General features: G+C 58.2%; 24 protein-coding genes. 8 read left to right on the plus strand and 16 right to left on the minus strand.

Going from position 1 to position 26,234, the window contains the following annotated elements; translation table 11 throughout:
* Positions 1-134: 134 nt before the first annotated feature.
* Both AC6RA8_RS06990 and AC6RA8_RS06995 read right to left on the minus strand, forming a co-directional pair.
* On the minus strand, positions 135-1,163 hold the full coding sequence (locus AC6RA8_RS06990) for an L-idonate 5-dehydrogenase (RefSeq protein WP_500351524.1): 1,029 nt from the start codon (positions 1,161-1,163) through the stop codon (positions 135-137).
* Positions 1,164-1,174: 11 nt separating this feature from the next.
* The gene (locus tag AC6RA8_RS06995; RefSeq protein WP_500351525.1) at positions 1,175-2,122 is read right to left on the minus strand and encodes a 2-hydroxyacid dehydrogenase; all 948 of its coding nucleotides are present in this window, start codon (positions 2,120-2,122) and stop codon (positions 1,175-1,177) included.
* Between the two features lie 93 nt (positions 2,123-2,215).
* Between AC6RA8_RS06995 and AC6RA8_RS07000 the strand changes: the two genes are divergently transcribed.
* From AC6RA8_RS07000 to AC6RA8_RS07020, 5 genes are read left to right on the plus strand one after another with little or no spacing between them, the layout of a single operon-like run.
* On the plus strand, positions 2,216-2,971 hold the full coding sequence (locus AC6RA8_RS07000) for an SDR family oxidoreductase (protein WP_500351527.1): 756 nt from the start codon (positions 2,216-2,218) through the stop codon (positions 2,969-2,971).
* Positions 2,972-2,988: 17 nt separating this feature from the next.
* Positions 2,989-3,471: a gluconokinase gene (locus AC6RA8_RS07005; protein ID WP_500351562.1), complete on the plus strand. Its 483-nt coding sequence runs from the start codon at positions 2,989-2,991 to the stop codon at positions 3,469-3,471.
* Positions 3,468-4,355 (plus strand): NAD(P)-dependent oxidoreductase, encoded by an 888-nt coding sequence (locus tag AC6RA8_RS07010; RefSeq protein WP_500351529.1) that lies wholly within the window; start codon positions 3,468-3,470, stop codon positions 4,353-4,355. Before AC6RA8_RS07005 ends, AC6RA8_RS07010 begins: the two co-directional genes overlap by 4 nt.
* Entirely contained in the window at positions 4,352-4,684 is a 333-nt protein-coding gene (locus tag AC6RA8_RS07015; protein WP_500351531.1) for an NIPSNAP family protein, read from the plus strand. The genes AC6RA8_RS07010 and AC6RA8_RS07015 overlap by 4 nt, the downstream gene beginning before the upstream one ends.
* A 21-nt stretch (positions 4,685-4,705) precedes the next feature.
* Positions 4,706-5,692 carry a substrate-binding domain-containing protein gene (locus AC6RA8_RS07020; protein ID WP_500351563.1) on the plus strand — a complete coding sequence of 329 codons (987 nt, stop codon included), beginning with the start codon at positions 4,706-4,708 and terminating at the stop codon, positions 5,690-5,692.
* An 83-nt stretch (positions 5,693-5,775) separates the two neighbouring features.
* Here AC6RA8_RS07020 and AC6RA8_RS07025 read toward each other — a convergent pair whose 3' ends face one another.
* Positions 5,776-6,195, minus strand: coding sequence for a GlcG/HbpS family heme-binding protein (locus AC6RA8_RS07025; protein ID WP_500351533.1), 420 nt, complete (start codon positions 6,193-6,195; stop codon positions 5,776-5,778).
* 66 nt (positions 6,196-6,261) lie between these two features.
* On the opposite strand from AC6RA8_RS07025, the gene gnd reads away from it, so the two are divergent.
* On the plus strand, positions 6,262-7,683 hold the full coding sequence (gnd, locus tag AC6RA8_RS07030) for an NADP-dependent phosphogluconate dehydrogenase (protein WP_500351535.1): 1,422 nt from the start codon (positions 6,262-6,264) through the stop codon (positions 7,681-7,683).
* Here the strand turns inward: gnd and AC6RA8_RS07035 are convergent.
* The 12 genes from AC6RA8_RS07035 to AC6RA8_RS07090 all read right to left on the minus strand — a co-directional run bounded on the left by AC6RA8_RS07035 (position 7,672) and on the right by AC6RA8_RS07090 (position 22,870).
* A complete protein-coding gene (locus AC6RA8_RS07035) occupies positions 7,672-8,595 on the minus strand; it encodes an SMP-30/gluconolactonase/LRE family protein (RefSeq protein ID WP_500351537.1) in 924 nt (307 codons plus the stop codon). The genes gnd and AC6RA8_RS07035 overlap by 12 nt on opposite strands.
* Entirely contained in the window at positions 8,555-9,298 is a 744-nt protein-coding gene (locus AC6RA8_RS07040) for a cytochrome b561 domain-containing protein (RefSeq protein ID WP_500351539.1), read from the minus strand. The genes AC6RA8_RS07035 and AC6RA8_RS07040 overlap by 41 nt, the downstream gene beginning before the upstream one ends.
* Positions 9,298-10,233, minus strand: coding sequence for a carbohydrate ABC transporter permease (locus AC6RA8_RS07045; RefSeq protein WP_500351540.1), 936 nt, complete (start codon positions 10,231-10,233; stop codon positions 9,298-9,300). Before AC6RA8_RS07045 ends, AC6RA8_RS07040 begins: the two co-directional genes overlap by 1 nt.
* A complete protein-coding gene (locus tag AC6RA8_RS07050; protein ID WP_500351541.1) occupies positions 10,233-11,144 on the minus strand; it encodes a carbohydrate ABC transporter permease in 912 nt (303 codons plus the stop codon). Before AC6RA8_RS07050 ends, AC6RA8_RS07045 begins: the two co-directional genes overlap by 1 nt.
* An 80-nt stretch (positions 11,145-11,224) precedes the next feature.
* The gene (locus tag AC6RA8_RS07055; protein ID WP_500351543.1) at positions 11,225-12,553 is read right to left on the minus strand and encodes an extracellular solute-binding protein; all 1,329 of its coding nucleotides are present in this window, start codon (positions 12,551-12,553) and stop codon (positions 11,225-11,227) included.
* Positions 12,554-12,582: 29 nt separating this feature from the next.
* Positions 12,583-13,671, minus strand: coding sequence for an ABC transporter ATP-binding protein (locus AC6RA8_RS07060; protein WP_500351545.1), 1,089 nt, complete (start codon positions 13,669-13,671; stop codon positions 12,583-12,585).
* A gap of 99 nt (positions 13,672-13,770) precedes the next feature.
* Entirely contained in the window at positions 13,771-14,802 is a 1,032-nt protein-coding gene (locus AC6RA8_RS07065; RefSeq protein WP_500351546.1) for a LacI family DNA-binding transcriptional regulator, read from the minus strand.
* Between the two features lie 442 nt (positions 14,803-15,244).
* Positions 15,245-15,745, minus strand: a complete 501-nt coding sequence (locus AC6RA8_RS07070) for a hypothetical protein (RefSeq protein ID WP_500351547.1) — start codon at positions 15,743-15,745, stop codon at positions 15,245-15,247.
* Between the two features lie 423 nt (positions 15,746-16,168).
* A complete protein-coding gene (locus AC6RA8_RS07075; RefSeq protein ID WP_500351549.1) occupies positions 16,169-18,238 on the minus strand; it encodes a TonB-dependent hemoglobin/transferrin/lactoferrin family receptor in 2,070 nt (689 codons plus the stop codon).
* Positions 18,239-18,573: 335 nt separating this feature from the next.
* A complete protein-coding gene (locus AC6RA8_RS07080; protein ID WP_500351551.1) occupies positions 18,574-20,340 on the minus strand; it encodes an IucA/IucC family protein in 1,767 nt (588 codons plus the stop codon).
* Positions 20,337-21,227 carry a GNAT family N-acetyltransferase gene (locus AC6RA8_RS07085; protein ID WP_500351553.1) on the minus strand — a complete coding sequence of 297 codons (891 nt, stop codon included), beginning with the start codon at positions 21,225-21,227 and terminating at the stop codon, positions 20,337-20,339. The genes AC6RA8_RS07080 and AC6RA8_RS07085 overlap by 4 nt, the downstream gene beginning before the upstream one ends.
* Positions 21,224-22,870, minus strand: coding sequence for an IucA/IucC family protein (locus tag AC6RA8_RS07090; RefSeq protein ID WP_500351555.1), 1,647 nt, complete (start codon positions 22,868-22,870; stop codon positions 21,224-21,226). Before AC6RA8_RS07090 ends, AC6RA8_RS07085 begins: the two co-directional genes overlap by 4 nt.
* A gap of 93 nt (positions 22,871-22,963) precedes the next feature.
* Between AC6RA8_RS07090 and AC6RA8_RS07095 the strand changes: the two genes are divergently transcribed.
* Positions 22,964-24,064, plus strand: a complete 1,101-nt coding sequence (locus tag AC6RA8_RS07095) for an MFS transporter (RefSeq protein WP_500351557.1) — start codon at positions 22,964-22,966, stop codon at positions 24,062-24,064.
* A 1-nt stretch (position 24,065) separates the two neighbouring features.
* The gene (locus tag AC6RA8_RS07100) at positions 24,066-25,373 is read left to right on the plus strand and encodes a lysine N(6)-hydroxylase/L-ornithine N(5)-oxygenase family protein (protein WP_500351559.1); all 1,308 of its coding nucleotides are present in this window, start codon (positions 24,066-24,068) and stop codon (positions 25,371-25,373) included.
* A gap of 51 nt (positions 25,374-25,424) precedes the next feature.
* Here the strand turns inward: AC6RA8_RS07100 and AC6RA8_RS07105 are convergent.
* Positions 25,425-26,234: TonB-dependent receptor domain-containing protein (locus AC6RA8_RS07105; protein WP_500351561.1), on the minus strand; the 810-nt coding region annotated here is incomplete at its 5' end.

A 26,234-nucleotide genomic window follows, 5' to 3' on the forward strand; every position in this document is an offset into this window, starting at 1 on the left:
CCAGATCCTGATGCTTGAAAGGGGCAGGGGTTGGCTGGGCCTGGAGGCGTGGCTATGTTCGGTGATTTCCGATAAAAATAGTAGACTTTAAGGGCAAGGACAAGCGGCGATGCGCATGACACCGCCGCCGGTCATCAGAACGTGATGTTGACCTTGACCGCTTGCGACCGGTCGCCCGCCAGTTCGAACGCTTCAACCGCTGCGTCAATGCCGATGGCATGCGTGATCAGCGGGGTCACGTCCAAGCGACCAGTGCGCATCATTTCCACCGCTGTGAAGAACTCCGCATGGAAACGGAACGAGCCCTTGAGTTGCAGTTCCTTGGCCGTCATCGCTTGCATCGGCAGGGTCATGTCACCGCCAAGACCCAGTTGCATGATCGTGGCACCGGGGCGCAGGGCCGGGACGGCAGAGGCGAGGGCGGAAGCGACGCCGGAGCATTCGAAAAGGACGTCGAAATGCCCTTTATCCGCTTCGAAACGGCTTAGGCCCTCTGGGGTTTCGGCGACGTTGATCGTGTGATCTGCGCCAACGTCGCGTGCCTTGGACAGCGTGAAGTCAGAGATGTCGGTCGCCGCGATGTCGACCGCACCAGCGGCGCGGGCGACGAGGACGGCCAGCAAGCCTATTGGGCCGCAGCCTGTGACCAGCACGCGCTTGCCCATCAGGTCGCCTGCTTGCTTGGCGGCGTGGAGGACGACGGAGAGCGGTTCGGCCATGGCAGCCTCACCCGCGCTCAGGTCACCTGCCGGGGCGCATTGAGCGGCGTCGGCGACAATGTATTCGCGGAATGCGCCCTGAATGTGCGGGAAGGGCATTGCGGATCCATAGAACCGCATATTGAGGCAGTGGTTCTGTTTTCCTTCGAGGCAGTACTTGCACTGACCGCAGGGGCGGGAGGGCGATATGGCGACGAGGCTGTCGGGTTCGAGGCCCGTGACGCCATCGCCCACGGCTTCGATATGGCCCGCCACTTCGTGACCGAGGATCATCGGTTCCTTCAGTTGGATCGGGCCGAAACCGCCATGGTTGTAATAGTGCAGGTCCGAGCCGCAGATGCCGCCCGCGGCCATCTTGACCAGCACCTGGCCGGGACCGGGTGCCGGCATGTCGCGGGTTTCGACCCTCAGGTCCTTGGCCGCGTGGGCAACGATGACTTTCATGGGGTGGCCTTTCACAGAACGGGGGTCAGCAGGGCTTCACCTGCGAAATGGGCGGTCAGGTTGTCGCGCAGAAGCTGGCCCATGGCCTTGCGTGTCTCGATTGTACCCGAGGCGTGGTGCGGCTGCACCAGCACATTGTCCAGGTCGAGAAAGCGGGGATCAAGTGCGGGTTCTTTTTCAAACACGTCGAGGGCGGCGGAGCCGAGCGCGCCGGATTGCAGCGCGTCGATCAGCGCATCTTCATCGATGTTGGAGGCGCGGGAGATGTTGATGATCATTCCGTCGGGTCCAACCGCTTCGATGATGTCGCGATTTACGATGTGGCGGGTTTCGGCGGACGCTGCGAGAGTGACAAAGAGGAAATCGGCGTGTTCAGCCAACGCCAGCGGGTTGTCGAGGAAGGTCCAGTCGGGGGCGTAGTCCTTTGCCGCGATGTCGGAATAGGCGATGTCCATGCCGAATCCCGAGAGCCGTTTGCCGACCTCAAAACCGATGCGGCCGAGGCCGAGGATGCCAGCCTTACGCCCGAAGACGCGACGCTTGAGCGGGTAGAGTCCCTTGTCGGCCCATGACCCGTCGCGCACCCAGGATTCGGCGCCAACCATGCCGCGGGACTGGCAGAGCATCATGGCAACGCCAAGGTCGGCCACATCTTCGGTCAGCACGTCGGGGGTGTTGGTGACACGGATGTTGCGGGGTTTGCAGGCGTTGAGGTCAACCGCATCGTAGCCCACGCCGTAGACCGAGATCAGTTCGAGCGACGGGCAGGCCGCGATCATGTCGGCATCGGCACCAAGTTCTCCGCGTGTGGCGATGGCGCGGACGTTGGGGCCGTGTTCGGCGAGGAAGGCAGGAGCGTCCGATGCTTCGAACAGGCGTTTGATGTCGAATGCAGCGTCGAGCGGGTCCTGGTCCCACTCCGGGTAGGGGCCGACTTGGAGAACGATGGGTTTGGGCATTGCGATTCCTCGTTGACACGCGATGTTATCGGTATCATGTTATCGATAACAATTCAGTGGGCGTCAATCCCGCTCTGACATTCGGAGAGTTCTATGTCTGACCTTTTCTCGCTTTCGGGCCGTCGCGCCCTGATCACTGGATCGTCGCAAGGGATCGGCTTTGCGTTGGCCAAGGGGCTGGCAGAGGCTGGCGCCGAGATCGTGCTGAACGGGCGGGATGAGGGCAAGCTGGCGACGGCAGCGGAGGCCCTGGGCGGTAAGGTCCACACGCTGGCTTTTGATGCGACGGACCACGATGCGGTGCGGGCTGCGGTCGACGGGTTCGAGGCGGAGACCGGTCCCATCGACATCCTGATCAACAACGCTGGGATGCAGCATCGGACGGAGCTAGAGAACTTTCCTGCAGATGCGTTCGAACGGTTGTTGCAGACCAATATCGCGAGCGTGTTCCATGTGGGGCAGGCTGTGGCGCGTCACATGATTGGGCGCGGCGCGGGCAAGATCATCAATATCGCCTCCGTGCAGACAGCACTCGCACGCCCCGGAATTGCGCCCTACACCGCGACCAAAGGGGCCGTAGCGAACCTGACGAAGGGGATGGCAACGGACTGGGCGAAGCACGGCTTGCAATGCAATGCAATCGCGCCCGGATACTTTGATACGCCTCTGAACGCAGCCCTCGTGGCTGATCCGGAGTTTTCGGCGTGGCTTGAAAAGCGCACCCCGGCGGGCCGCTGGGGTCAGGTCGAGGAACTTGTGGGCGCAGCCGTCTTCCTGTCGTCGCCCGCGTCGAGCTTTGTCAACGGTCACACGCTGTTCGTGGACGGCGGCATCACGGCATCGCTCTGATGCGGTGTTATGTACTTATGGGGGTGTCGGGCTGCGGGAAGTCGTCGGTGGGAACGGCGCTGCAAGTGCTGTGCGACATGGAGTTCGTGGATGGCGATAATCTGCATCCGCAGGAAAACATCGACAAGATGGCACAAGGTGTGCCGCTGGATGACGACGATCGTGCGCCTTGGTTGGCAGATGTGGGTCGGATGCTGGCGCGGCATGAAGGTGCCATTGCCATCGGCTGTTCGGCGCTGAAGAAGAAGTATCGCGACTGGATCCGCGAACACGTGGATGAGCCGGTGCACTTCCTGCACCTCGACGCGCCGCGCGATGTCCTGGCAAAACGGGTCGCCCACCGGCCTGGACATTTCATGCCTGCATCCCTGCTCGACAGTCAGTTCGCGACGCTGGAACGGCTGGGCGATGATGAATGGGGTGGAGAGATTGATATTGCGCGCCCCTTTGAACAGGTGGTCGCGCAATCCGAGGACTATGTGAGGGGAACGATGATATGAGCGAGAAGATTGCCCTGATCGGAGCGGGCGCGATGGGTGGCGCCATTGGCGAGCGGCTTTTGGCGACCGGGAATACTCTGAACGTCTTCGATCTGGACAAGGAGCGGGTGGACGCGCTGGTCGAGAAGGGTGCCGTTGCGGTGGCATCTGCGGCAGAGGCGTCGAAGGATGTGGATTTTGTCATCACCAGTCTGAACGCGTCGCGCATCGTAGGCTTGGCGGCTTTTGGCAAGGACGGGATTGCAGACGGGGCGAAACCGGGCACTTTGATCATCGACATGTCCTCAATCGAACCGGATGCGACGCGGAAGTTTGCGAAGATGGCTGCCGAACGCGACCTGGCTTGGGTGGACAGCCCATTGTCCGGCGGAGCGCCAAAAGCGCTGATCGGGGAGCTAACCCTGATGGCGGGGGGCGAGGCCAAGGATGTGGAGCGTGCCCATGTGGCGCTCAAGCATGTGGCGTCGAATTACACCCACATGGGTCCGTCGGGTGCTGGGCAGACCACGAAGCTGATCAACCAGGTGTTGTGTGGTTTGGGCTTTATGGCCGTGGCAGAGGCCACGCAGTTGGCGCTCGACGCCGGTGTGGATGCCGAAAAGATCCCGCAGGCGCTGAAAGGCGGGCGGGCAGATTCGGCTCTGTTGCAGGAGTATCTGCCCCGATACGCAACCAAGGATTACCGCCGCACGGGCCGCATCGACAACATGGTCAAGGATTTGAACATGGTGAACGATCTGGCACGGGAAACTGGCACATCAATGCCCATGACCGCCCTCTGCGCTGAAATTCATCGGATGCTGACCGCTGCAGGACTGGGTGGAGAAGATCAGGCAGCGCTGATGGAGTTTTTCCAGGGCGCGAAAGAGGAGATAGAGACATGATCACACGCTTTGCGTTGTTCGAAGGGTCGGTGAAACCCGGCCAAACTGATGCCTTTCGCGCCGCGGTGCTGGTGCGCTTGGTGCCCTTGTGGAAGCAGTTTCCCGGCAACACGGATGTGCGGGTGATGTTTGGCGATGACCGGGACGAGGGCGCGCCGGAGTTTCCGCTGATCCTAGCCATTACCTATCCAGATGCCGCCGCGATGGAGGGTGCGTTGGACAGTCCGTTCCGCGCGCAATCGCGGGATGTGACCGGAGAGATTGTGTCTGAACACTTCGATGGTCGCATTCACCATCACGTCACCCAGCTAAACGAATTTCGAGCGTAAGCTATGGGTGCGCGTGTCACCATGCGGGATGTGGCGCAAGCGGTGGGAATGTCGCCCATGACCGTCAGCCGCGCCCTGCGCGAGGACCGCACCGTGAACGCAAAAACGCGCGCCCGCGTGCGGGAAGTCGCGGCCCAATTGGGATATGTGTATGACAGCACGGCACAGGCGTTTCGTACCCAGAAAAGCGGGTTCGTTGCCGTTACTCTGCCGTCCGTGAACAATGCCAATTTTGCCGAGACGTTCCGGGCACTGACAAACGGGTTGGGCGAGTCAGGATTACAACTGCTTCTTGGCAGCACAAATTATCGGGTCGAACGCGAGGAAGAGTTGGTGCGCCAATTGTTGACTCGCAACCCCGAGGCACTGGTGCTCACAGGTGGCCATCACACCGATGAAACCCGCAAACTGGTGCAGGGTCGAGATCTGCCGGTGATTGAAATGTGGGATTTGCCGACCGACCCGCTGGGTCATGTCGTTGGGTTTTCGAACAGCGATGCCATGGATCACATCGTGGAGCATCTGGCGCAAACGGGACGGCGCAAGTTGGCCTTTGTGGGGGCGTCAGAAGGCGCGGATATGCGCGGGGCTGTGCGTCGCGCAGGGGCGGTTGAGGCTGCTCGCGCCCGCGGCCTGCCTGCAGTTGCGATGATCGATGCGGGTCCTGCGCCGGTCTCCATGCGCCATGGCGCTGCGGCAATCGAAGCGATGGGACGCGATGTGGCGCAATACGATGCTCTGGTCTGTGTGTCGGATCCTGTGGCATTTGGGTGTCTGAGTGCCGTGCAACGTCTTGGCCTGAGCGTGCCGGATGATCTGGCAATCACGGGCTTCGGTCACTTTGAGGTCGCGAAAGTGTCCAATCCGCGAATTACAACTGTGGACGTACAGGCCGAGGACATCGGGCGACAGGTCGTGTCACTGTTGCACGGGATTTTCAATGACGAGATTGACGCACCGGTCAGAATTGATGTGGGTTCGGCTTTGGTGGCGGGAGAGACAAGCTAGGTTGATCTATGCTGTTGGATCAGAGCTACAGACATCGCTTCAGAATTTCTAATAATCATAGTTATGTAAATTATAAACTGGCATTAAAAACCTACTTCTGCGCCAATGGCTGTTAGCGCAGCTTTCGCAACATCTTTATCTTGGTCAGCTGTGCCGGATCCCACACCAATTCCGCCAATGCAGGCTCCATCGATATAGATCGGCAACCCACCACCAAGGCGTGTAACGGCGTTGTCCGTTGCCGCTGCAATGTACAGGCCGACCTGTTCCGGGATTGCTTCGCTGGGCGCGCGGATCGAGGCGGCGGTACGCGCCTTGGTCTCTGCGCTTTTGAGGCTGAGAAATTTTGCTCCGGACATCCTGATCTGACCCAGAGTGACCCCACTGGCATCCACGATCACAATACACTGCGGTTGCCCCATTTCATCCGCTCGGGAAACGGCGGCTTGCAGCATCGTCAGGACAGCTCCGTGCGTCAGCACCATTGAGTTTTCGACATGCATGGCTTCCATCCTTCGATCGTGTTTGTTATCGGTAACATAACAGTGCCACACAAAAGAGGAAAGCACATGTCTGCAGCAGAAATCGGTGTGATTGGGTTGGGCACAATGGGGGCCATGTTGGCGCTGAACATTGCTGACAATGGGTTTTCGGTAGCGGTGCACAACCGCACTGCCTCGCGCATCCCCGAGTTCATGGACAAGGCGGGTGATCTGTCTGACCGTATCGCCGGATATGCGGAGCTTGAGGATTTCGTGAACGAACTGGCAAAGCCGCGCAACATCATCCTGATGGTGCCTGCGGGCGATGCGGTGGATGCTCAGATCGAACAATTGCGCCCGCTTCTGGATGCTGATGACATGGTGATTGATGCCGGCAACGCGAATTTCCATGACTCCGAGCGACGGGCGAAGGCCGCCGAGGAGGAAGGCGTGCCCTTTTTGGGCATTGGCGTGTCCGGCGGCGCCGAGGGCGCCCGCTTTGGCCCGTCGATCATGGGCGGCGGGACGCCCGAGGCATGGGACCGCGTCGCGCACATCCTGAAAGCGATTTCAGCCAAGTACGAGGGCCAGCCCTGTGCCACCTATATGGGCACCGGCGGCGCCGGGCATTTCGTAAAGACCGTACACAACGGGATTGAATATGCCGACATGCAGCTGATTGCCGAAGCCTATGGCGTGATGCGTGACGGGATGGGCATGGATGCAGCCGCCTGTGGTGCCGTGTTCGACCGCTGGAACGAGGGTTTGCTGCAAAGCTATCTGATCGAGATTTCAGGCAAGGTTTCGGCGGCGACGGACCCGGAAACGGGCAATCCGATGCTCGACATGATTTTGGATCGTGCCGGTCAGAAAGGCACTGGGCGCTGGACCGTCATTGAAAGCCAGATGCTGGGTGCACCGGTGCCGGTGATCGAGGCTGCGGTGGTAGCGCGGAACCTGTCGGCGCAGCGTGATCTGCGCTTGGCCGGGGCGGACGCCTTTGGCCCAACGGGCGGCGCGATGGCCGAAGGTACGCTCAACTTCGACGATCTGGAACAGGCGCTTATTGCGGGTAAGGTGCTGTGCTATGCGCAGGGCTTTGAGCTGCTGACGAAGGCCAGCGCGGATTACGGTTGGGACCTGCCCATGGCCGAGATTGCTGAAGTCTGGCGCGAAGGATGTATCATCCGTTCGGCCATGCTGAACGATATGGCGTCGGCTTTGAAAGATGCGCCCGCGCGGAACCTGGCGTTGGCCCCTTATTTTGCCGACGTGCTGCGCAAGAATATGACCGGTCTCAGGAAGGTGGCTGTTGTTGCGATGGGCGCGGGGCAGCCGGTCCCAGCGCTGGCGGCGGCCCTCAACTACTTTGACACGCTAACCAGTGCGCGGACCACGGCCAACATGCTCCAGGCGCAGCGCGACTATTTCGGCGCGCACAGCTTTGAGCGCACAGATAAGGACGGTGCACATCACGGGCCGTGGCTGGATCAACACCTAAACGGGTGAGACGCCGTTCACGTTGAGGAATACGGAATAGAGCGAAGTTGTGCCGGCGATGAAGAGCCGGTTCAATTTCTCCCCTCCGAAACAGACATTCCCGACCAGTTCGGGGATGTGCACCTTGCCGATCAGTACACCGTTGCTGTTGATGCAGTGGACGCCGTCGGCGGCAGAGCTCCAGATACGGCCATTGGTGTCGAGGCGGAATCCATCGAATAGCCCTTCGGTGCATGTGGCGAAGACCTCGCCGCCGGATAGTGTGCCGTCTGCGTTCACAGTATGGCGGCGGATGTGCTTGGGGCCATCGGCGTCGTGGGTGATCCCGGTGTCGGCGGTGTAGAGCATCGATTCATCAGGGGAGAAGGCAAGGCCGTTGGGTTTAACATAGTCATCAGCGGCAATAGTGATCTCGCCCGAGGGGTCGACGCGGTAGACGTGGCAGGCGCCGATTTCGCTTTCTGCCCGGTCGCCTTCGTAATCCATGAGGATGCCGTAACTTGGATCGGTGAACCAGACAGAGCCGTCGGACTTGACGACCACGTCGTTCGGCGAGTTCAGGCGCTTGCCTTGATAATTGTCTGCGATAACGGTGATGGATCCGTCATGTTCGGTGCGCGTGACCCTGCGGGCGAGGTGTTCGCAGGACACCAGCCTACCCTGCCGGTCGACTGTGTGGCCGTTCGAGTTGTTCGAGGGCTGGCGGTAGGTCGAGACGGACCCGTCGGTGTCGTCATAGCGCAGGATACGGTTGTTGGGGATGTCGGACCAAAGCAGGTAGCGACCCGCAGCGAACCAAACCGGACCTTCGGACCAGCGGGCGCCGGTCCAAAGACGTTCGACTCGGGCGTGGCCCACGAAGCATTCTGCAAATTCGGGTTCAATGACTTCGAACCCGGTCCCCTCGATCACGCCGAACATCGTCTTTTCCTTCCATAGTCTTGCCAAACCGGCGCACGCCCCAGCCCGGAGGTGGGCCTTGGTTGCCTGGATGGGCGGGGTCGGTGCCCCAGATCGCCTGATAGGTGTCGATCGCCATGCCGCGCTTTTGCATCGACACGAACAAGACCACCAGCACGGCCCACCATACCGCCAATGTCAGCCACATCCAGACCGGGCCGTTGGCTTTCCACAGCCCCAACAGAATTGTGACAATGGCAAGCAAAATGACCGTGTATCCAATGCCTTTGTGCAGCGCTTCGAACATGCGCCGCCACGGAGTCATGTCGTAGTGATGACCGCGCATCTGTGCGTCTGTTGGCCCGCCCTTGGACCCGCGGAAAATGCCAAGTAGGATTTGCACCATTGCCCCAGTGAGCACGGCGTAGCCCAGCCAGTTGTGCAGGCTCATAGATGTCAAATCACTCGGCAGCACCAATGCGAGGCCAAAGATCGATAGTACCACGACCAGCGATTGCCCCATCCAGTGGCTGCGCCACCAGACCTGATTGTCCACCTCGCGGGGCCAGTCCTGCCCTGGCATGACCTTGAAAAACCGCGCGATGATCACCGCAAGTGGTGCGAGAATGCCCCAGGCCAGCACCATCGACCTTGCGTGCCATGAGATGGCGAAGCCCACCTCGTGTGCGCGGCTTGGGTCGATGGGGGCGAGGAGCCAGTCCATCAGCCTTTGACTGCCCCTGCAGTCATGCCGGTGATGATCTGGCGGCTGGCGAGCAACGTGAAGATGATGGGCGGAATGGCGAGCAGCATGCCGGTGGCCATGATGACCCCCCACTCCACATTGAACTCGCTCATGTTGTTCACGATCAAGATCGGCACTGTGCGTGTGTCACGGTCCGACAACGCGGAGGCGAGCAGGTACTCGTTCCATGCGATGCGGAAGGTAAAGATCGCGGCAGCTGCGAGACCTGGTTTGATCAGCGGTAAGACAACCTTGAAGAAAACCTGGAACGGCCCTGCCCCATCGACGCGCGCTGCCTCTTCCAAGGAACGGGGCACCTGCACAATAAAACTCTGCAAGATCCAGATCACGAACGGCAGGTTCATCGCTACGTAGATCAGGATGATACCGGAGTGCGTGCCCGCAAGGCAGACATCACCCCGGCCACCAAACGTGTCACGGATCGCGCCGCCGATCAGGCCATCGCGATCCAGACAGAACTCGTTATTCCACAAACCGAAAACAGGGACGAGCAACACGGCGGGTGGCACCATGCGGACCATGAGTGTGCTGAGCGACACGGTATCCCGCCCCATGAACCGGAACCGCACCAGGGCGTAAGCCGCCATGCACCCGATCACCAGCGTTAGAGCCGTCGAGATAAGTGCGATGATCAGGGAATTGATGAAGGCATTACCGAATTTGAGGGAGCAGAAGTCGATATGATCTGGCTCGTACCAGAGCACGTCGCATAGAGCTTTTTCATAGTTCTGGATCGTGGGCAGGAAGATCAGACCAGAAGTGCCCGAGATGATGTCCACGTCCAGTTTGAAAGAATTCATGAACATCAGGATCACGGGACCAACGGACATGAAAACTAGAAGGGCGATGACCGCGTAGAAGGCCGGATTGGCGCGGGTGTTGGGGGTCGACATCAGCTTTCCTCCTCGATCAGCGCATTCAGCCGGGCCGCGCGCGCTTCTTGCCAGCGGTTGAAGGCGAACATGCCCACCGTCAGCAGCAGAAGCAGGATCAATAGGTAGTTGGACATGGCCGCGGCGACGCCAAGTTCACGGAACTCTGTGGCAGTGCGGCTGATCCGCAATGCCAGAATTTCGGTGGACAGGCCGGGGCCGCCCTCGGTCATCACGAGGATCACTTCGAGGACTTTGAAGGCGTCGATCAAGCGTAGAAGTGCCGTGACGATTAGAACGGGCATCATCAGGGGTAGCTTGATGTGGATGATCTGCTGCCACGCGGTGGCGCCGTCGATGCGCGCAGCCTCGAGCGCTGAGCGCGGCAGTGATTGCAGGGCGGCGAGCGACAGGATGAAGATGAAGGGCGTCCACTGCCAGATGTCGGCGATAATGACTGATGTGAGGGCATAGTCCCCCAGCCAGTCCACACGCGGAAGGCCGATGCTGTCGAGGAAACGGTTAAACGTGCCGACGGTGGGGTGGTACATGTAGCGCCACATCAGACCCACCACGACAGGGGCGATCATCATGGGCAGGATGAACATGGTGCGCAGGAGCGAGATGCCGCGGATCTCGCGGTCGAGCAGCAGGGCGAGGCCCACGCCGATCACCATCTCGATGGTCACCACGAAGAAAGCAAAGCGCAGTGTGACGCCAAGGCTTTCGTGAAAGTTCGGATCGTTCCAGAGGAAGATGTAATTCTTTAGGCCCACGAACTCGGCCTCGCCAATGGTCTGGCTCGGGTTCCAGTCGCGGAATGATCCCCAAACCATGTAACCCAGCGGGTACATCAGCGCGATTGCCATGATGATCGCGGCCGGAGCCATGAACATGTAGGGCGTCAGTCGGTTGGCCATCGCGGTGCGCATGGGTCGTTCTTTCCGGGTCGAAGAGGATCAAAGGGCCGGGGCGCGGGCGTGAAACCGCATGCCCCGGCAGGAGGAAAGGCTTACTGCCAGGTGTAGTAGCCGGCGTCGTCCATAACGGCGCGAGTCCGCTCGGCCACTCCATCCAGGGCTTCCTGAATATCCAAATCTTCGGTCAACACTTTGGACATGGTCGTGCCGATATCGGCGTTGATCTTGCCCCAGACGGGGATGATCGGACGCCAGTCAGGATCCGCATACTTCAGCGCCTCACCAAAGGTTGCCGCGAACGGGTACTTTTCGTTCAGGCCAGCATCCTGATAGGTGGAGAAGCGCGAGGGGTTGCCGCCCTCCATGGCGACCATCAGGTCCCCTTTCTTGGACGTCAGCCACTGCATGAGGAGGAAGGCCGCTTCCTTGTTCTCAGCGTTCTTCGGGATACCGATGCCGAAACCACCAGTTTGGCTGCCGCGACGCACGCCTTCGGGGTGCATGGCATAGCCGACCTTGCCCACAACCTTGGACCGCTCCGGGTTTTCAAAACCGGGCATGAAGGCGATGGAGTCCATGAACATGGCCGCGTCACCATTGGCGAAGGCGTTGGCCGCTTCCGACGGTCCAAAGCTCATCGCGCCTTCTGGGCCGCAATCAACAATGGTTTTCAGCGCGTTCGCCGCTTCGACACCCGCAGCATTGTTGATGATCGGGTTCCACTGATCGTCAAAGACGCGACCGCCCAACGGCGCCAGGTGGAGAAGGAAAGCGTGGCTGGCCTGGTGGCCGGATGCCGCGCGCGACGCCATGCCGCCCATGCCGGGCTCAACCTCAGGAACTTTGCAGGCCGCATCCAGGAGCTGGTCATAAGTTTCCGGCGTAGGGATCCCGTGCTTTTCAAAGATGTCCTTGCGGTACGCCAGTACCGAGGTTTCTGATCCGAAGGGGATGCCGAAAAGCGATCCGGTCTTGCCCGGCAGATACCCTTTGGTCCCGCCTGCAACGCCAATATTCTCAACATAACCATCGATCAAATCATCGGCGTCGTAGCTGGGATCAGCCAGCTTGGGGTTCATGAAATACTTGGCAAGGTTCTCAAGCTGGTCTGCAAAGACGTAGTCGGCTTTGGAAAACACGACATAGGCAATCAGGTCATATTCACCCTCGTCCTGGGCCAGCTCCAGCGTCTGACGCTCGCGCATCTTGAGGTACGGAAGCTGGTCCACCTCAACCTCGATGCCGGTTTCCTTGGTGAATTCAGGTAGCACCTTCATCGCGGCGTTGTAGTGCGGGTGCGCGGGGAAGTTCACGATCAGGGTCGTGCCCGCATATTCTTCGTAGGGGTTGGCATAGGCCGCCCCTGCCATGATAGCCGCGGTCGTCAGACCCACCGCCGTGGTTTTCAGTCCTTTGAACATGTGTTCCTCCCTTAGAACTTTATTGATTTTCAAAGTGCGTTTTCGGTTTTGCGGTCGAACAGGTGCACGCCGCGCTGGTTGACTGCGAAAGTGAGAGTCTGGCCGAGCGCGACGGGTGTTTCCGAGTTCACCTCGACCATCACCTGCGCCGACCCGCATTTGCAGAGCAGGACGGATTGCGCGCCGATGTATTCCGAAACCTGGACGTCGAGTGTGAGCGCCGTTGCCGGATCAGCTGCGTCGTCATAGCTGAGGTCAGAAGGCCGGATGCCCAGTGTCACCTCGTTGCTCGAATGCGCCTTGGCCTTGGCCGCGGTCTCGCCCGACAGTTTCAGATCAAAGCCGTCGCCCGTGACCCACATCTCCCCTGCCCGCTCTTCCAGCGCGCCGTCGAGGAAATTCATCGGTGGCATACCCATGAAGCCTGCGACGAACTTGTTGACCGGACGTTTGAACAGCTCTTCGGGTGTACCCTGTTGCTGAATGTAGCCGCCATGCATGACGACGATGCGGTCGGCGAGCGTCATCGCCTCGATCTGGTCATGGGTGACGTAGATCATGTTTTTCTGAACCCGTTGGCTCATGAGGGCCAATTCAGCGCGCATCTGCCCGCGCAGCTTCGCGTCGAGGTTCGAAAGAGGTTCGTCGAACAAAAAGATGCCAGAATCCTTGGCCAGTGCGCGGGCCATGGCGACCCGTTGGCGTTGACCGCCTGATAGAGCGCCGGGCTTGCGGCCCAAGAAATCGGTCAGGCCCACCATCTCGGCCACTTCCTTGACCTTGGCATTGATCTCGGATTTTGGGCGGCGTGCGAGGCGCAAGGCAAAGCTGATGTTTTGCGCAACGTTCATGTGCGGGTAAAGCGCGTAGTCCTGAAACACCATCGCCAGATCGCGTTCCTTGGGCTCGAGGTGGCTGACTGGTTTGTCATCGACATAGATTTCGCCATCCGACACGTCCTCGAGCCCTGCAATCATGCGCAGTGTTGTGGATTTGCCGCAGCCAGAGGGGCCCACGAGCACGGTGAATTCGTTCTCGGCCATCTCGAGTTCGATCCCGTGCAGGACCTCGACGTTGCCGTAGCGTTTCACCAGATTATCAAGCCGAATGGTGGGCATAGATGTACTTCCGTTCTGTGTTACCGGTCACATTAACAATTGTGACCGGTAACACAAGGAAAATCACTTAGCGTAAATACCTGAAAATCCTTGGTTTCGTTATTTCGTGCTGTCGCGAAAGGAAAGATTGACCGGCACAGGGACCAATGTGCGACTCGCCGGATTGTCGTCTGACAAGAGGCGTCCGATCAGCCGCCCGGTCTCGCGTCCAATGGTCTTGGGGTCCACGGATACAGTCGTAATCGTCGGCGTGGCAAAGCGCGAAACTTCGAAATCTCCAAAGCCCGCGATACCGATGTCGCCAGGCACGGATTTGCCCAATTTCAGCATCACGGACAGAACGCCAAAGGCGGGTGCATCGGACACGCAAAACACACAATCGGTGTCCGGAAAGTCGTTTAGCAAACGGGTGGCGGCGGCGGCCCCCTCTTCGATAGACAAGGGTGGTTTGCCGATCTTGAGCGCGCGGTCTACGGGCAGGCCCGCCTCTTCCATCGCATCGAGATAGCCTTTGCGTCGCGCAGCGCCGCGAGTCCAGTCATCGTCCGCTTCGCCGACAAAGGCGATGTTGCGATAGCCGCGGTCAATTAGTGCGCGGGTCATATCTGCTGCCGCCTGCCGGTTGGAAAAGCCGATGGTGTGGCCAATGGGGTTGTCAGGCCGTTCCCACAATTCGATCACCGGAACATGGGCGTCGCTGAGCAGCGCGATGGTCCGATCCGAATGACCGTCATAGGACAGAACGATGGCCTCGGGTCGGCGTTTGAGCATGTCTTCGACGAGTTGTTCCTCACGCTCAGGAGAGTAGTCGGTGTGCCCAAGCAGGATCTGTTGTCCAATCCCTTCCAACTCCTCGGTGAGCGCCTGCACTGTTTCTGCAAAGTGTAGGTTGTTCAGAGAAGGAACCAGCACCGCAACAAATCCAGAGCGTTTGGTTGTGAGGCTGCCCGCCATCTGGTCCGGGACATAGTTCATCTCCCGCACGACCTTGAGGATACGGTCGCGCGTTTCCTGGGAAACGGGGCTGTCCTTTTTCAACGCCCGGCTGACCGTCATCCGCGACACGCCTGCGGCGCGTGCCACGTCACGCATTGTGACGGGGCTGGTCGATTTGGCGGGGTTATGAGGCATGGTCTTTAGGGTGTTCGCGGTAACATGCCGCGTCAAGATGCTATTTCATTGGATCAGCGAAGTGCCAATGTCTGATCGTCTGCTAGTCTCCTAATGAGGCAGCACCACATAATTTCTTTTAGCGCGGTTCCCAGAGTGGCTGGCGTTCGTGACATTCGCGGTTGTCCCGCATCACAAAACCTCTTTTCAGCGGCAAAAAAATCCCGTGCAGCTGGAACGAAACGGTCTTGGGTGAACCAAAGCGTGGTCCCCACCACATTCCCGTTGTGCATGGCCACCAACCCCTGTCTCAACTCCGGCATTTGCTGCCACTCAGCCACCGTGTGTGGCCATCCCTGCTGCGCCGATAGGGCTTCGGCTGCATGTAGAGGCTCTCTGGCAAAGGGAACGTTCTGAGTCATGCCTTCGCCTTTACAATCATGTCGCGGCGAAAAATAGCTGATCAGGACACTACACGCAGCTTTGGGCCACAGCCTGCGCGCCTCTGCTCAGGTACGCCACCACCAAATCTGGCAGACAGAGTAAGCCCTGCGCGGATCACGTGCGGGTCCATTCCGCCGTGGGTCAATGCCTCAACTGCATCGCGAGCATCCGGTGTCTCGTCCCGCCGCATGTGGTGTAGCATGCGCATCATCATCGCTTCGTCTGGGGTGACCATTGTGCGCGCCTCTGTGCCAAAGGGATCATGAAAACCAAAATCCGTACGAGCGTCGCTTACGGCCCGCACTAGTTTTGCTACAGCATGTGCGGCGGGCAATCCGATATCCGGTCCCCATCGTTCGACGGCAACAGCAAAACCGGTTTGCCAAGCCTGACGTTCGGGTGCCGCATGGGTCAAAAAGAAATAACGGGAAACAGCAAGCAGACCCGCCTCGAATGTATCAAATCCCAAATCACTCAGATTCAGATCGGCTCCGTCCTCGGGCAATGCGCGCAATCTCATGCTTGTTTCTGCCCAGACTGCTGCGAAGATATAGGCAAACGGGTCACACCCTCTGGCAACGGGGCTCCCTCTACTGGTACAGGCGACGCAGCTTTGCTTGGCCAACGTGTGTCAGCTTCGATGGCTGCACGCAACTTGGGATTCAGGCCACATCCATAAGGTTGGGCCAATGCATCCATACGCAGCAAATCGGTAAACAGGGTCATAAGATAGCCAGCTTTCATCTGAGCGGGGCACTCAGCCCCGAGTGTTGAATGATGCCGGGCAAGCAGAGAATCCGCGTTCACTGGGTGCATAATTCCTGACAGAAATAATCGGGTACCGCAAGGCATGAAAAAGCACCGTACGCTGACCTTCGTCACGGCGCAAAGAAACAGGCTGGCCACTGCGGCCTCACCTGCAAGATGACCTCTGTGCAAACGCTCAGAATTCGAACGCGGCAGACACTTTGAGAGACCGACCGGGCTGGGGCAAATCATTGGGGAAGATCGTGTATTGTTCGTCAAATACATTATCAATGCCAGCACGGAAGGTGGCGTTCTGCAACGGCCCTTCCGATGGAGACCACGACCCGAACAGGTCAACGACCGTGTAAGACTCTCCGGCGACTGAGTTTTCCGGTACGTCATTTTGATCGCCCGCGAAAGTAATACGTGCGCCTACCGTCCAACTAGACGAAGGACGATAGCCCAGTGTTGCAGTCAAGCGTGGTTGTGGAATCGACCCGAGTTCCTCACCTTCCTCTTTTGCATCACCATCGGCCAATGTCAGAGCGAGACCACCAAACCAATTACCCGCGTCGTAGTCGACCTCGGCTTCGAAACCATACAGTTCTGCATCCAAATTGCGCTGAAAGGTGTTCCGCTCCACCGTTATCGGTGGCCCGAAAGGTGGCAATCCGCTCACATCCGGAAAACTCTCAACAACGGTATCAATGAAGTTTTTAACATCAGAATAATACACACTGGCGGACACTCTTAGAATATCGCCTGGTCGCGCGAAGCCAGCCTTTTCGAAACGTGCACCGAGTTCGAATTGAGTGGACTCTTCTGGCAGAAGGTCAGGCGTCGGCAGGAAGTTGTTCTCGCCCAAAACCAAACGGCCTGGAGGCAGGCTAAGCGGAAAGGAAAAGTGTTCGCCATCGTTGTACAGCTCCGTCAACGTTGGCGCTCGGAACGCTCGGGCAACGTTACCAAAGACTTGCCAATTATCATTGGGTCGATAGCTGAACCCAATGTGTGGCGCAAAGAAATCATCTTCTGCATCTGCTAGTGAAGGATCATCAACGTCCCGATCGTAATGATCAAACCGGGCGCCTGCGATGATGTCCAAACGATCTGAGACTCCAAACGTAGCCTCGGCAAAGACGCCATAAGTTGTAGCTTCCGCATCTGGGAATTGTGTCCGCGGCCCGCCATCCCGCGTGCCGGTCTGCTCATCACGGAATGCCTCGACGCCATAAACCAGCTCTACGGGCACACCGACATCGAATTGGGATCGGTTTACTACCTCAAACCCGATCGTGTCGTATTCCGTAAAGTCTGCACGCCCATCCCGTACCCTGTCGTCCTGAATTTCCAGCGTGTTACCGTAGACCAGAACAGATAAGTCAATCAGGTCGGAGCCTTCGGGTTTCCAGTCCCAAGACAATCGGTAGGTGAAAACTTCGGATTCTCGCTCGGAATCATTGCCAGATCTTGGATCAAATGTTGCAACCGAATCCGCAGCCGCAGGTACAAAACCGTCATCCTCATAGTAGGATAGATTCAGTTCAAAACGCTGATCTGCATTTGGCTCAAATCCAAACTTCAAAAGGCCATTGGCGGAGTCGATCTCTGACCTAGCGATAGGGTTTCCATCGCCATCGTCCTGGTTCGCTCCGGCTTCACGCCCACCAAGAAATGCCAATACGTCGAACGCTCCGTAGTCGCCATAAAGCGTGGTCGACGGGCTATAGATTTCACCATTGTCCGAATAGCCAAACCGCAATCGTGCGCCCGTTGTTTGGCCTGGACGCAACAAGTCAGCGGCATCCTTGGTTTCCACGGCGATCACGCCACCAATGGCTCCTGATCCAAACAGGGTTGACCCACCTCCCCTGACAACTTCGACACGTTGAACAATGTCCGGATCAAAGAAGAAGCGACCACTATGACCCCGGTTGAAGTTCAAACGCCCCCCATCTAGCCGAAGGACAACCTGCTCGTCCTGAAATCCACGGATGTTCGGCTCTTGCGCGACGCCACGCGGTCCACCTTCGATCAGAACGCCCGGTACGTCTCCGACCAGTTCGTCGAACGTATCAGCCTGCTGGCGATCAAGCTCTTCGTCTTCCATCACCGATGTTGCGACCGGCGTGTCCAGAATGTTCCGTTCGTCCCGCAAAGCTGTGCCAAGAATGAGCGGCGGTAGTTCAACCGGCGCCTCCTGTGCTTGAACAGTACTTGAAAAAACGGCCGCAAAGGCCGCACCCCCGAATATGCTACGCAGCATGACACCCCCATAATTGTCCTCTTTGCAGCACGGGACCTGCCGATGGAGGTGGGGCGCGCGATCATGTAAGTAGTATTTATCCTGACAAAAGAAGTAAAGAATATTGGGGTACGGCAGCGCTTGTTCCCTCGTGGCAGTTCTCGCACGGTGCCGTATGGGACGAGGCAAAGGAAGCTTTACGCTCGTGTCTGGGCGGCACGAACCAGTCGTCGGACTCGCATGTTGAAACGTTGGCCTTCCATCTGGCCGTGCCGAAACGTGTCAGACTGCATTTGTCTCAGAGCGCTAACACGCTCTTCGACTTTGACAGGCTCTGTCCCGAATTTTTCGATGACTTAACGGCCGGCAGACAGCAGTTGTTTATCGATGTCCTCTTGTAGATGTCCGTTTTTCGCGAGCGGATTCACTAGATCGGTACCCCGCGCTGGCAGAGGACGTTCGCCACTGTCCCCGTAGCCAATCGCAAGACGCACTTTGTTGATGCAAACCTTCGGCATCGTTTTCTCAAACAAGTCAAACATGTTGTGGCGATCTGAGAGTTCGGGGTGTGAAGCTTTGTAGTCCAAGAGCACCTCCCGCAGAATGCCGTAGAAACGGCCTTCCTCAATTTGCGCGGTGCGAGCTAGCGCCATCGACAAAAAGCGCAGCACCGTCACGAAATGGGCAGTCTGAATGTCGTGGATGATGTAAGCGGGTGGTTTGCGCGGCAACAGCGCACGTATCTCTGGGTCCAAACCTTCCATTTCTGGAAAATCTTGGTCGACAAGATCCAAGTCGCCTTGAAAATCCTTGAGGGCCATGCCAACCGGAATGTGATTTTCCAGAATGATCGTAATGTTCTGGCCATGTGCGATGAACCCAACGCCATACTTGCAAAGCATGTGCCAGAGCGGAACCACAGTGACTTTGAAAAGCGCTTCTAGCCAGACCGCGATACTGTGTCCTGCCGCATTGGCATAGGCTTGAGCCAATGACGTGCCGCACGCACCCTGATGAAACAGAGCTGCCGCCATTACGGCATTTTGGTTGGGGCTGACCTTTGCATCCGCATTTTCGCGCCAGATGGCACCAAGCATTTCATGGTGGCGATAAGGGGCATCAGGACAATCAGACAGAATCGGGTGAGCAGCCCAATGGCCCAGAGCTTCGCGCAGAACCATGACGCGGCCAGTTAGGAGTGGATCCGCCCGAACTATGTCAGTCAGCCAGTCCGAAAGTGCTCCACCATGTTCGATGTACTTCCCGGGCATGCCTCTCCAGGCCGACGTGTTGAGAATACCCAGCGAAAGCTTGACCTCATATGGGCCTCCGTCAACAGGTGTCAGTGTGCGCAAGCTGGGCGTCGCGACAAACTTTGGGCCGTGCTGACCCAGCGGGATCAACCGCTGTTGCGCGATTTCCACCACAAAAGACTGTTCCAGGTGGTTATGCCATTGCCAGGGGTGGACCGGCAGCAAGACATGCGCATCCGTTGCCCCGGCCTTCTGCGCTTCCTGCCTAAGGGCATCTCTCTGATCGGTCCCGAGTACGTTACCAAGCAGATCGTCCTCGCGAATGCTTCTGGACCGACCGCTGCGCAACAGTGTTTGGTCAGCTGCAAGCCAGCAAAGCTGCATTGGTTCCGAATACTCTGGCGCGTAGGCAGCCAAGTCCGCTGTGCCCCAACCAAGTCGTCCTTTATTCGCGACTGCCTTCGGATGCCCCTCAAGCGCAGCATGCAAAGTGCGCGCTGGCAGAGCGATCAAAGCTTGTGAATCCAAGTCACCAAAAAGCCGCTCCAACTCGATGTCCTGTCGCAGAGTGTTCGACAGTTCACGCAAAAACATTGCTTCAGTGTCAGGCGTAATGCCCAATTCTTGACGCGCATCAACTACAAACCGCAGCGGGCAAGGGGCTTCACCGCAATCAACCGACAAGCTTTCCGGTTCGATGTCCAGATTGCCCCAGATGCGCTGCGTCGCCTGGAATTGGTAGGTCCGACCAGACGCCAGTGTAACCTTTCCAGGATTGCTGCCTTTCGGGTGCAGAACCTCCTCCCAACTCAACTCACTGATCATCTTGGCCAGCAGCCGTCGGCGCGCTGTATCCATGCTCTTGCTCATAGGGCCACCCGGCCGAAAAAGTCGTTTCGGGCGCAATGCATCAAGGCGGATCGTTTATGTGGAAAATCAAATTCCTTGATCTTTCGATACGCCAGGGCGTCCGCATAGCGAAGCAGCTTTGCATTATCGACACGCGGTTCGCCCACCACCAGATCGGTCATTGGACAATCCAAAAAGATGTAATGGGTCAATGCACGAATCCACGCTGATGTTTTAGCGCGTCCCAGTGCGTTCGCTTCACCGATCAGACCATGCCAACCACGATCCCAAGCGCCCGCATTGTAGTATGCGCCTAACCTGTCTTCGCGTGCCCAATAAATCTCGAAATACCCCACGGGCACGCCATCGTATTCCCCTATCACCGAGAAATTGTGCGGGTCCGACAATCGATCTTCAAGAAAACCACGCAGTTCTTCCCGCGATCGGTCTTCTTCCCAAAAATAGGCAACGCGTGGGTCATTCTGCCAACGATGAAAGGTATCAAGATCGTGGTCGATATCCACGGAACGAAAAGTGACGGTTATGCCTGCATCAACGAAGAACCGCTCATATACGATGCCTTGCGGATTTGCCGGACGCAGAGGGTGATTCCGACCATCGGGGCCATCAATCAGCTCCGCACTTTGAAAACGTGCGTGTGGATGCTTGAGCCAAGGCTCGGGTGACTGAAGGAAACCAGAACGATGAATGCGCCGGGCCCCGTCCCGCGTGTCGACATATCCGGGCAGTCGTGCATCAAGGCCTACCCGCGCCATCTCTTGCGGCAGGTCGATATGCGCGGCTTTGCGATCTTGGGCAAAGCGGTCCTCGACCCACCGCGCGAACGGCTCAAGATCGTTGGGGGATAGAAAGTCAGCTTTGGGGAACGCGGCAGGATCGAGAGTCATGCGTGGACGGGCTCCAATAAAGGGTTGGGAAGGTCAAGGAAGCTGGCAACCTGTCCGCGCGCGTCGCCATCGGCTTCGTTGACACCGCTGAGGCTGGTTGCGAAGTTCCCTTTGCAGGTGAGTGTCGGTTGTTCGAGAAGTCGGGTGTAAAGTGTGGTGTCACCGGGGGTCTGAACTCGGGCGCGGCGCAGGAAATCGCGTAGCAGGTCCGTCAGGTGATCCTCGTCCGCCAACCCGTCCAGAACCAGCGTGGATAACGTGTTTAGCACACTGTTGATGATGACATAATACGTCACCAGACCATCGCCGAGGCTGGCGCCCACGACATTCTCAGCGCCTTCACCAATACCAGGGCAATGCTGCGTTAACATCTCGTGGAAGCTGTCCAAATGACCGGTGCCTTGGCAATCCCGAATCCAAACAGCCTTGGGCCACCCGCCATCGAGGGCCAGCATCAGGTTCTGTTGATGAGCGCCAAACAGAAGCCCATATTGCGCGCGCAGCTCAAGGAGTGGTCTGATGGCAACCTCCAAAAAGCGGACAAACCACTGGGCCGCAGCATCCGGGCCAAGCGTAAGTATCAGTTTTCCAAGAGGGGATCGCCCGTTTGGCGATGCTTCGCACAAAGCGGCTAGCATCACAGGGCCCGGCAGGGACGCATCGCGAAATGGGTTGTCACGCAGGACGACAATTGTGTCGTCGCGTACTGCGCCCGCCCCGTCAAACAATGCGGCATAACCCGGTTCCCCGAGGATGTTCAGTGTTGGAAAGTCCCGATTGATCCGTGCGCCAAGGTCCGATTTGAGCAGGTCAGAGATGTGAACACCTCGCACCACTTCGCGCAGAGACAAGTGCCGAACCGAGTTGGTCAAACGCAGTGATAACGACGTCTTGACCATGAAAGGCGCGTGCCAACCATGCACGCAGCGCATCGACGATGTTGCGCCCCATGCACCTTTGCCACAACCGAGATCGACGAGCGCCCCGCTGTCGATCAAGTCCCTTATCGCCTGCTGGTCGGCAAGCTGTTCAGCCTGCCAAGGATGCCAAGGGAGAGGAACCTTGCCGCGATCCGTCGCACCAAGATCGGCGTCTGCCAACATCCGTAATTGCCCTGCTGCATCGGTGTTCGATGCGACTAGTGCAGGGTCAGCTGCAAACCAGTGCAATTGAAAAGTCTGCTCGTGCTCAGGTGCGTAGCGTTTGGCATCCTGCACAGTCATCTCGTCACGGCTGCGCGGATTGGGATGGAACGGATGACCCGATTTAAGCGCCTGTTCAGCAGCAAGGAAGTTCCATGTGTCAGCCTGTCCATTCGTCAACGGCGCGCGACGAAGACCCGCCAGGCTATCCATGACCCGGTTCCGAAAAGCATCACCACCTGCCTTTGCCAGTGAGGTCAAGAGTTGCGCTACGTTCAGGTCCTCCCAGACGGGCGTACGATGTCGCCTGATCCCAGGCCCGAAGAGTGTGCGTAGGTTTGATTTTCGCCTGACCTCGACTGTGATGCTCCGCCCTACCTGATCCTTAAACCTCAGGCTGGTCTCACCAAGCTGTGCCTCGGCCAATTGGCCTTCGCGCAGAGCCGAGTTGAGAAAGGCATCAAGCGCCGCAAGATCGCCATCCATTTGGGAGTGAGTCATGATGTGCGCCCTTTCGCCGAGCGGGAATAATCGCGTTTACTGTTCGTCTTGCACGTATTACCGACTCTTTTTGTCAGGATTCGCAAGGTTGCCATGTCACCTCTCTCGATCTTTTGGCCGGTTCTTGCCGGTCATGCATTCCAACAGACGGCACTGATCGGCATGGTCCCGGTTCTAGCGCTGGCCTTGGGCTTGCATGAAAGTGAGATTGGGCTGGCAGTGGCCATGGGTTTGGTCACAGCGGGCGTTGCCTTGCCTTTTGTCAGCTTGCTCGGCGGACGGGTAGTCATGCTTGGTGGTCTCGGCGGACTTCTGCTCGCCAATCTTGCGCTACTTTATTTGGTTGGAGCCGGTGTGCAGGGCTGGAGCGCGACTTTGGTTTTTGTCCTCTTGGCCCTGATTAGATCTATGCAGGGCGTTTCAGCAGCAGGCTTGATGATGGCCGCGCAAACGCAGGGTGCGGCGGAGAAGGACAGTCGACGTGGCTTGGGTATCGTGCAGTCCATGGGCAGTGTCGGGCGCATTTTTTCTGCAGCCCTGATCGGACCGCTTCTTCTGATCTCACCCCTGGTGCCATTGCTGCCCGCCGCCATTGGGGCCGCTATCAGTCTGATGATGAGCCGCAACAAAGCTGCTCCCAGCCTGCGCACAACTGTTCGTCCGCCAAGGTTAACAGCGTTTCGGGTCACTGTTTTGACACAGGTTGCGGTTGGCTCGGCGCAGATCGGGCTGGCCCCACTGATCCTTGATAAATTGGATGCCGACCCCGTTAAGGCGGCAGGCTATGCAGGTCTTTGCCTCGCTGCCGCGAACCTGGGTCTGTTTCTAGCGTTGCGCCTGCTTGTGCGGTACGCGAGCCGATGCGCCGCACGCCTCGCAGGCGTGCTTCTGGTTTTGGCTGCGGCATGTGTCCCATTGGCAGACCAGTTGGCAGTGTTCCTTCTGCTCAGCTTCGTCATAGGCGGCTCAACCGGGCTGCTCTTTACTCTCAACCTATCCGAAATCATGACCCGCAAGGACTATGCCCAGCTTCAGGTCACCGGTTGGAATGGCGCGATCCAGATCGCGGCACTGGCCGGCGGGGTGGCGTCGGGATCAGCGCTCATGGCGCTTTCTCCGGCAGCGCCCTTTGCCATTGTTGCACTCTCCGGTGCCGCATTGGCCTTTGCTCCTCCCTCAACACAAAGGACCTGAAATGACATCTGATATCTTTTCAACGGACCTCGCCGGCATCGGCATCGGCCCCTTTAATCTTAGTCTTGCAGCGCTTGCACATGGCGTATCAGGTCTGAAGACACGATTTCTGGACCAAAAGCCGACGTTCTCTTGGCATGCGGGCCTCGCCTTTGATGATAGTGCTATGCAAACATCCTATCTCAAGGACATGGTCACGCCGGTTCTTCCAACCAGTGCGTGGAGCTTTCTGAACTACCTTGTCCAACAAGGCCGTTTTTTCGACTTCATGGCTGCCCGGTTTGAAACCGTATCGCGGCAGGAGTTCACAGATTACATGGCGTGGGTCGCGCGTAACCTTGAGACCTGCCAGTTTGGCGCGGCCGTACAAGAGGTAGAGCATGACGGCCGTCGTTTCGTGCTGCGTACGGACTCCGGAAACACGCTGACGGCGCGGGGATTGTCGATTGGCACGGGTCCGATTCCCCATGTGCCGGAGTGTGCACCCCTCGGGCCAAACTGTTTCCACGGGATCGAATATCTGCACCGGATCCCAGACGTCTCTGGCAAACGCGTCGCTGTAATTGGCGGAGGCCAGACAGGCGCAGAAATCGTACTGGATCTACTGCGTGCCGCCCCTATGCCAGCCGAACTGACATGGCTGAGCCGGCGCAGCGCATTCTGGCACCTACAAGAGGGCGGTCTTGTCGATCAGATCTATACGCCCGCTTACCATGATGTGTTTCTTGGCCTGACGGACGCGGCGAAAGAAGCAGCGGTATCCGCACAGAAGTACAGCAGCGATGGGTTGACGCCATCCACGGCAGACGAGATTTATCGCCAACTTTATCGCCACAGATATATAACTGGGCGCGACGTCGTCTCTCTTCGTCCGGGGCGAACCGTAACGCGGATCGAACAGCGCTTTGGCGTTTTTTGTTTGAGCACAGAAACGTCAGTAAAGGCAGTCGAAGAGCTGAACGCAGATATCGTGATACTTGCCACAGGCTTTCAACCTGCTGTGCCAGGCTGTCTTGCCCCTATCCGCGATCGGTTGGAAACCGACCCCGGTGGCGCACTGACGCTTGATGCACGTTACCGAGTGCAATGGGATGGCCCCGAAGAAACACCAATCTATGGGCTGAACCATGGGCGGCAATCGCATGGCATTGTTGATCCGCAATTGAGCCTGACCGCTTGGCGAAGTGCAGCAATCTTGGAAGACTTTACTGGCAAGCCGCTTTTTGACGCGCTGCGGCGTTCACCGGCTAGTTTGGTCGATTGGGCCGATGGTGAGGTAGCGGAGGATGCGGTGCGCATTCCAGCATGATCCAGTGTGCCTTACCGCACTCTGCAAGTCGGAGTGCGGTAAGGCCGGCTATTAGAATGATACTGAATATCCGACAGACACGCGCCGGCCTTCATCCGCGACACGCACCGCATCGTTGGTCAGTTCGTTAAATCGCACGCTGCTGGCCGCACTGTTTTCTTGCTGGCGGTCGAACAGATTGGTCACCCCGAATGTCACACGACCCGCGCCAAGCGGATAAGAGCCACCGACGTTGACACGGAACATGTCCTCAAGCTGCGGATTGCCGGGGCGATCGCGCTCGGCGGAAAAGACAACTTCGCCAGACAGGTTCAGGCCGTTCTCAAATGATCGGTCGGTATACAATGTGGCGGTAAATGGCGAGGGAATGCGATTGTTCGGCAGCCAAGCATCGACGTCGCCATCATCGTCACTGTCGAACCGCCCTTCGACAAAGGCAAGTTGCGCGCCGACGCTCCAATCGTCGCGCATGTCATAGTCGAGACTAAATTCCGCGCCCCAAATCTCCTCTTTCTGTTGGCTGATCTCACTTGTCGAGGCATCGAAGGTCACACCTTCGTCTGAGGTCGAATAGTAAACAGAGCTATCGATCGACAATCGGTTTGTATCGTACCTCACCCCCAACTCCCAAGTATCTACAATCTGAGCTTCAGGTTGAATATCTGCAAAGGAAACGGTTGATGACCCGCCCGACGTACCAGCCCGTCTTGTAAATGCGCCAACATCGGGCAGGGAAAAGCCTTGGCTGAAGCCTCCGTAGATAGAGGCGTTTGGTGACAACTCATACACCAACCCGAGATTGCCGACCACGGCGTCGTAATCGAAATCGCCGCCGATCACATCGACCGGCGCAAGCACAAC

The organism is Tateyamaria sp. (genome assembly GCF_059783535.1).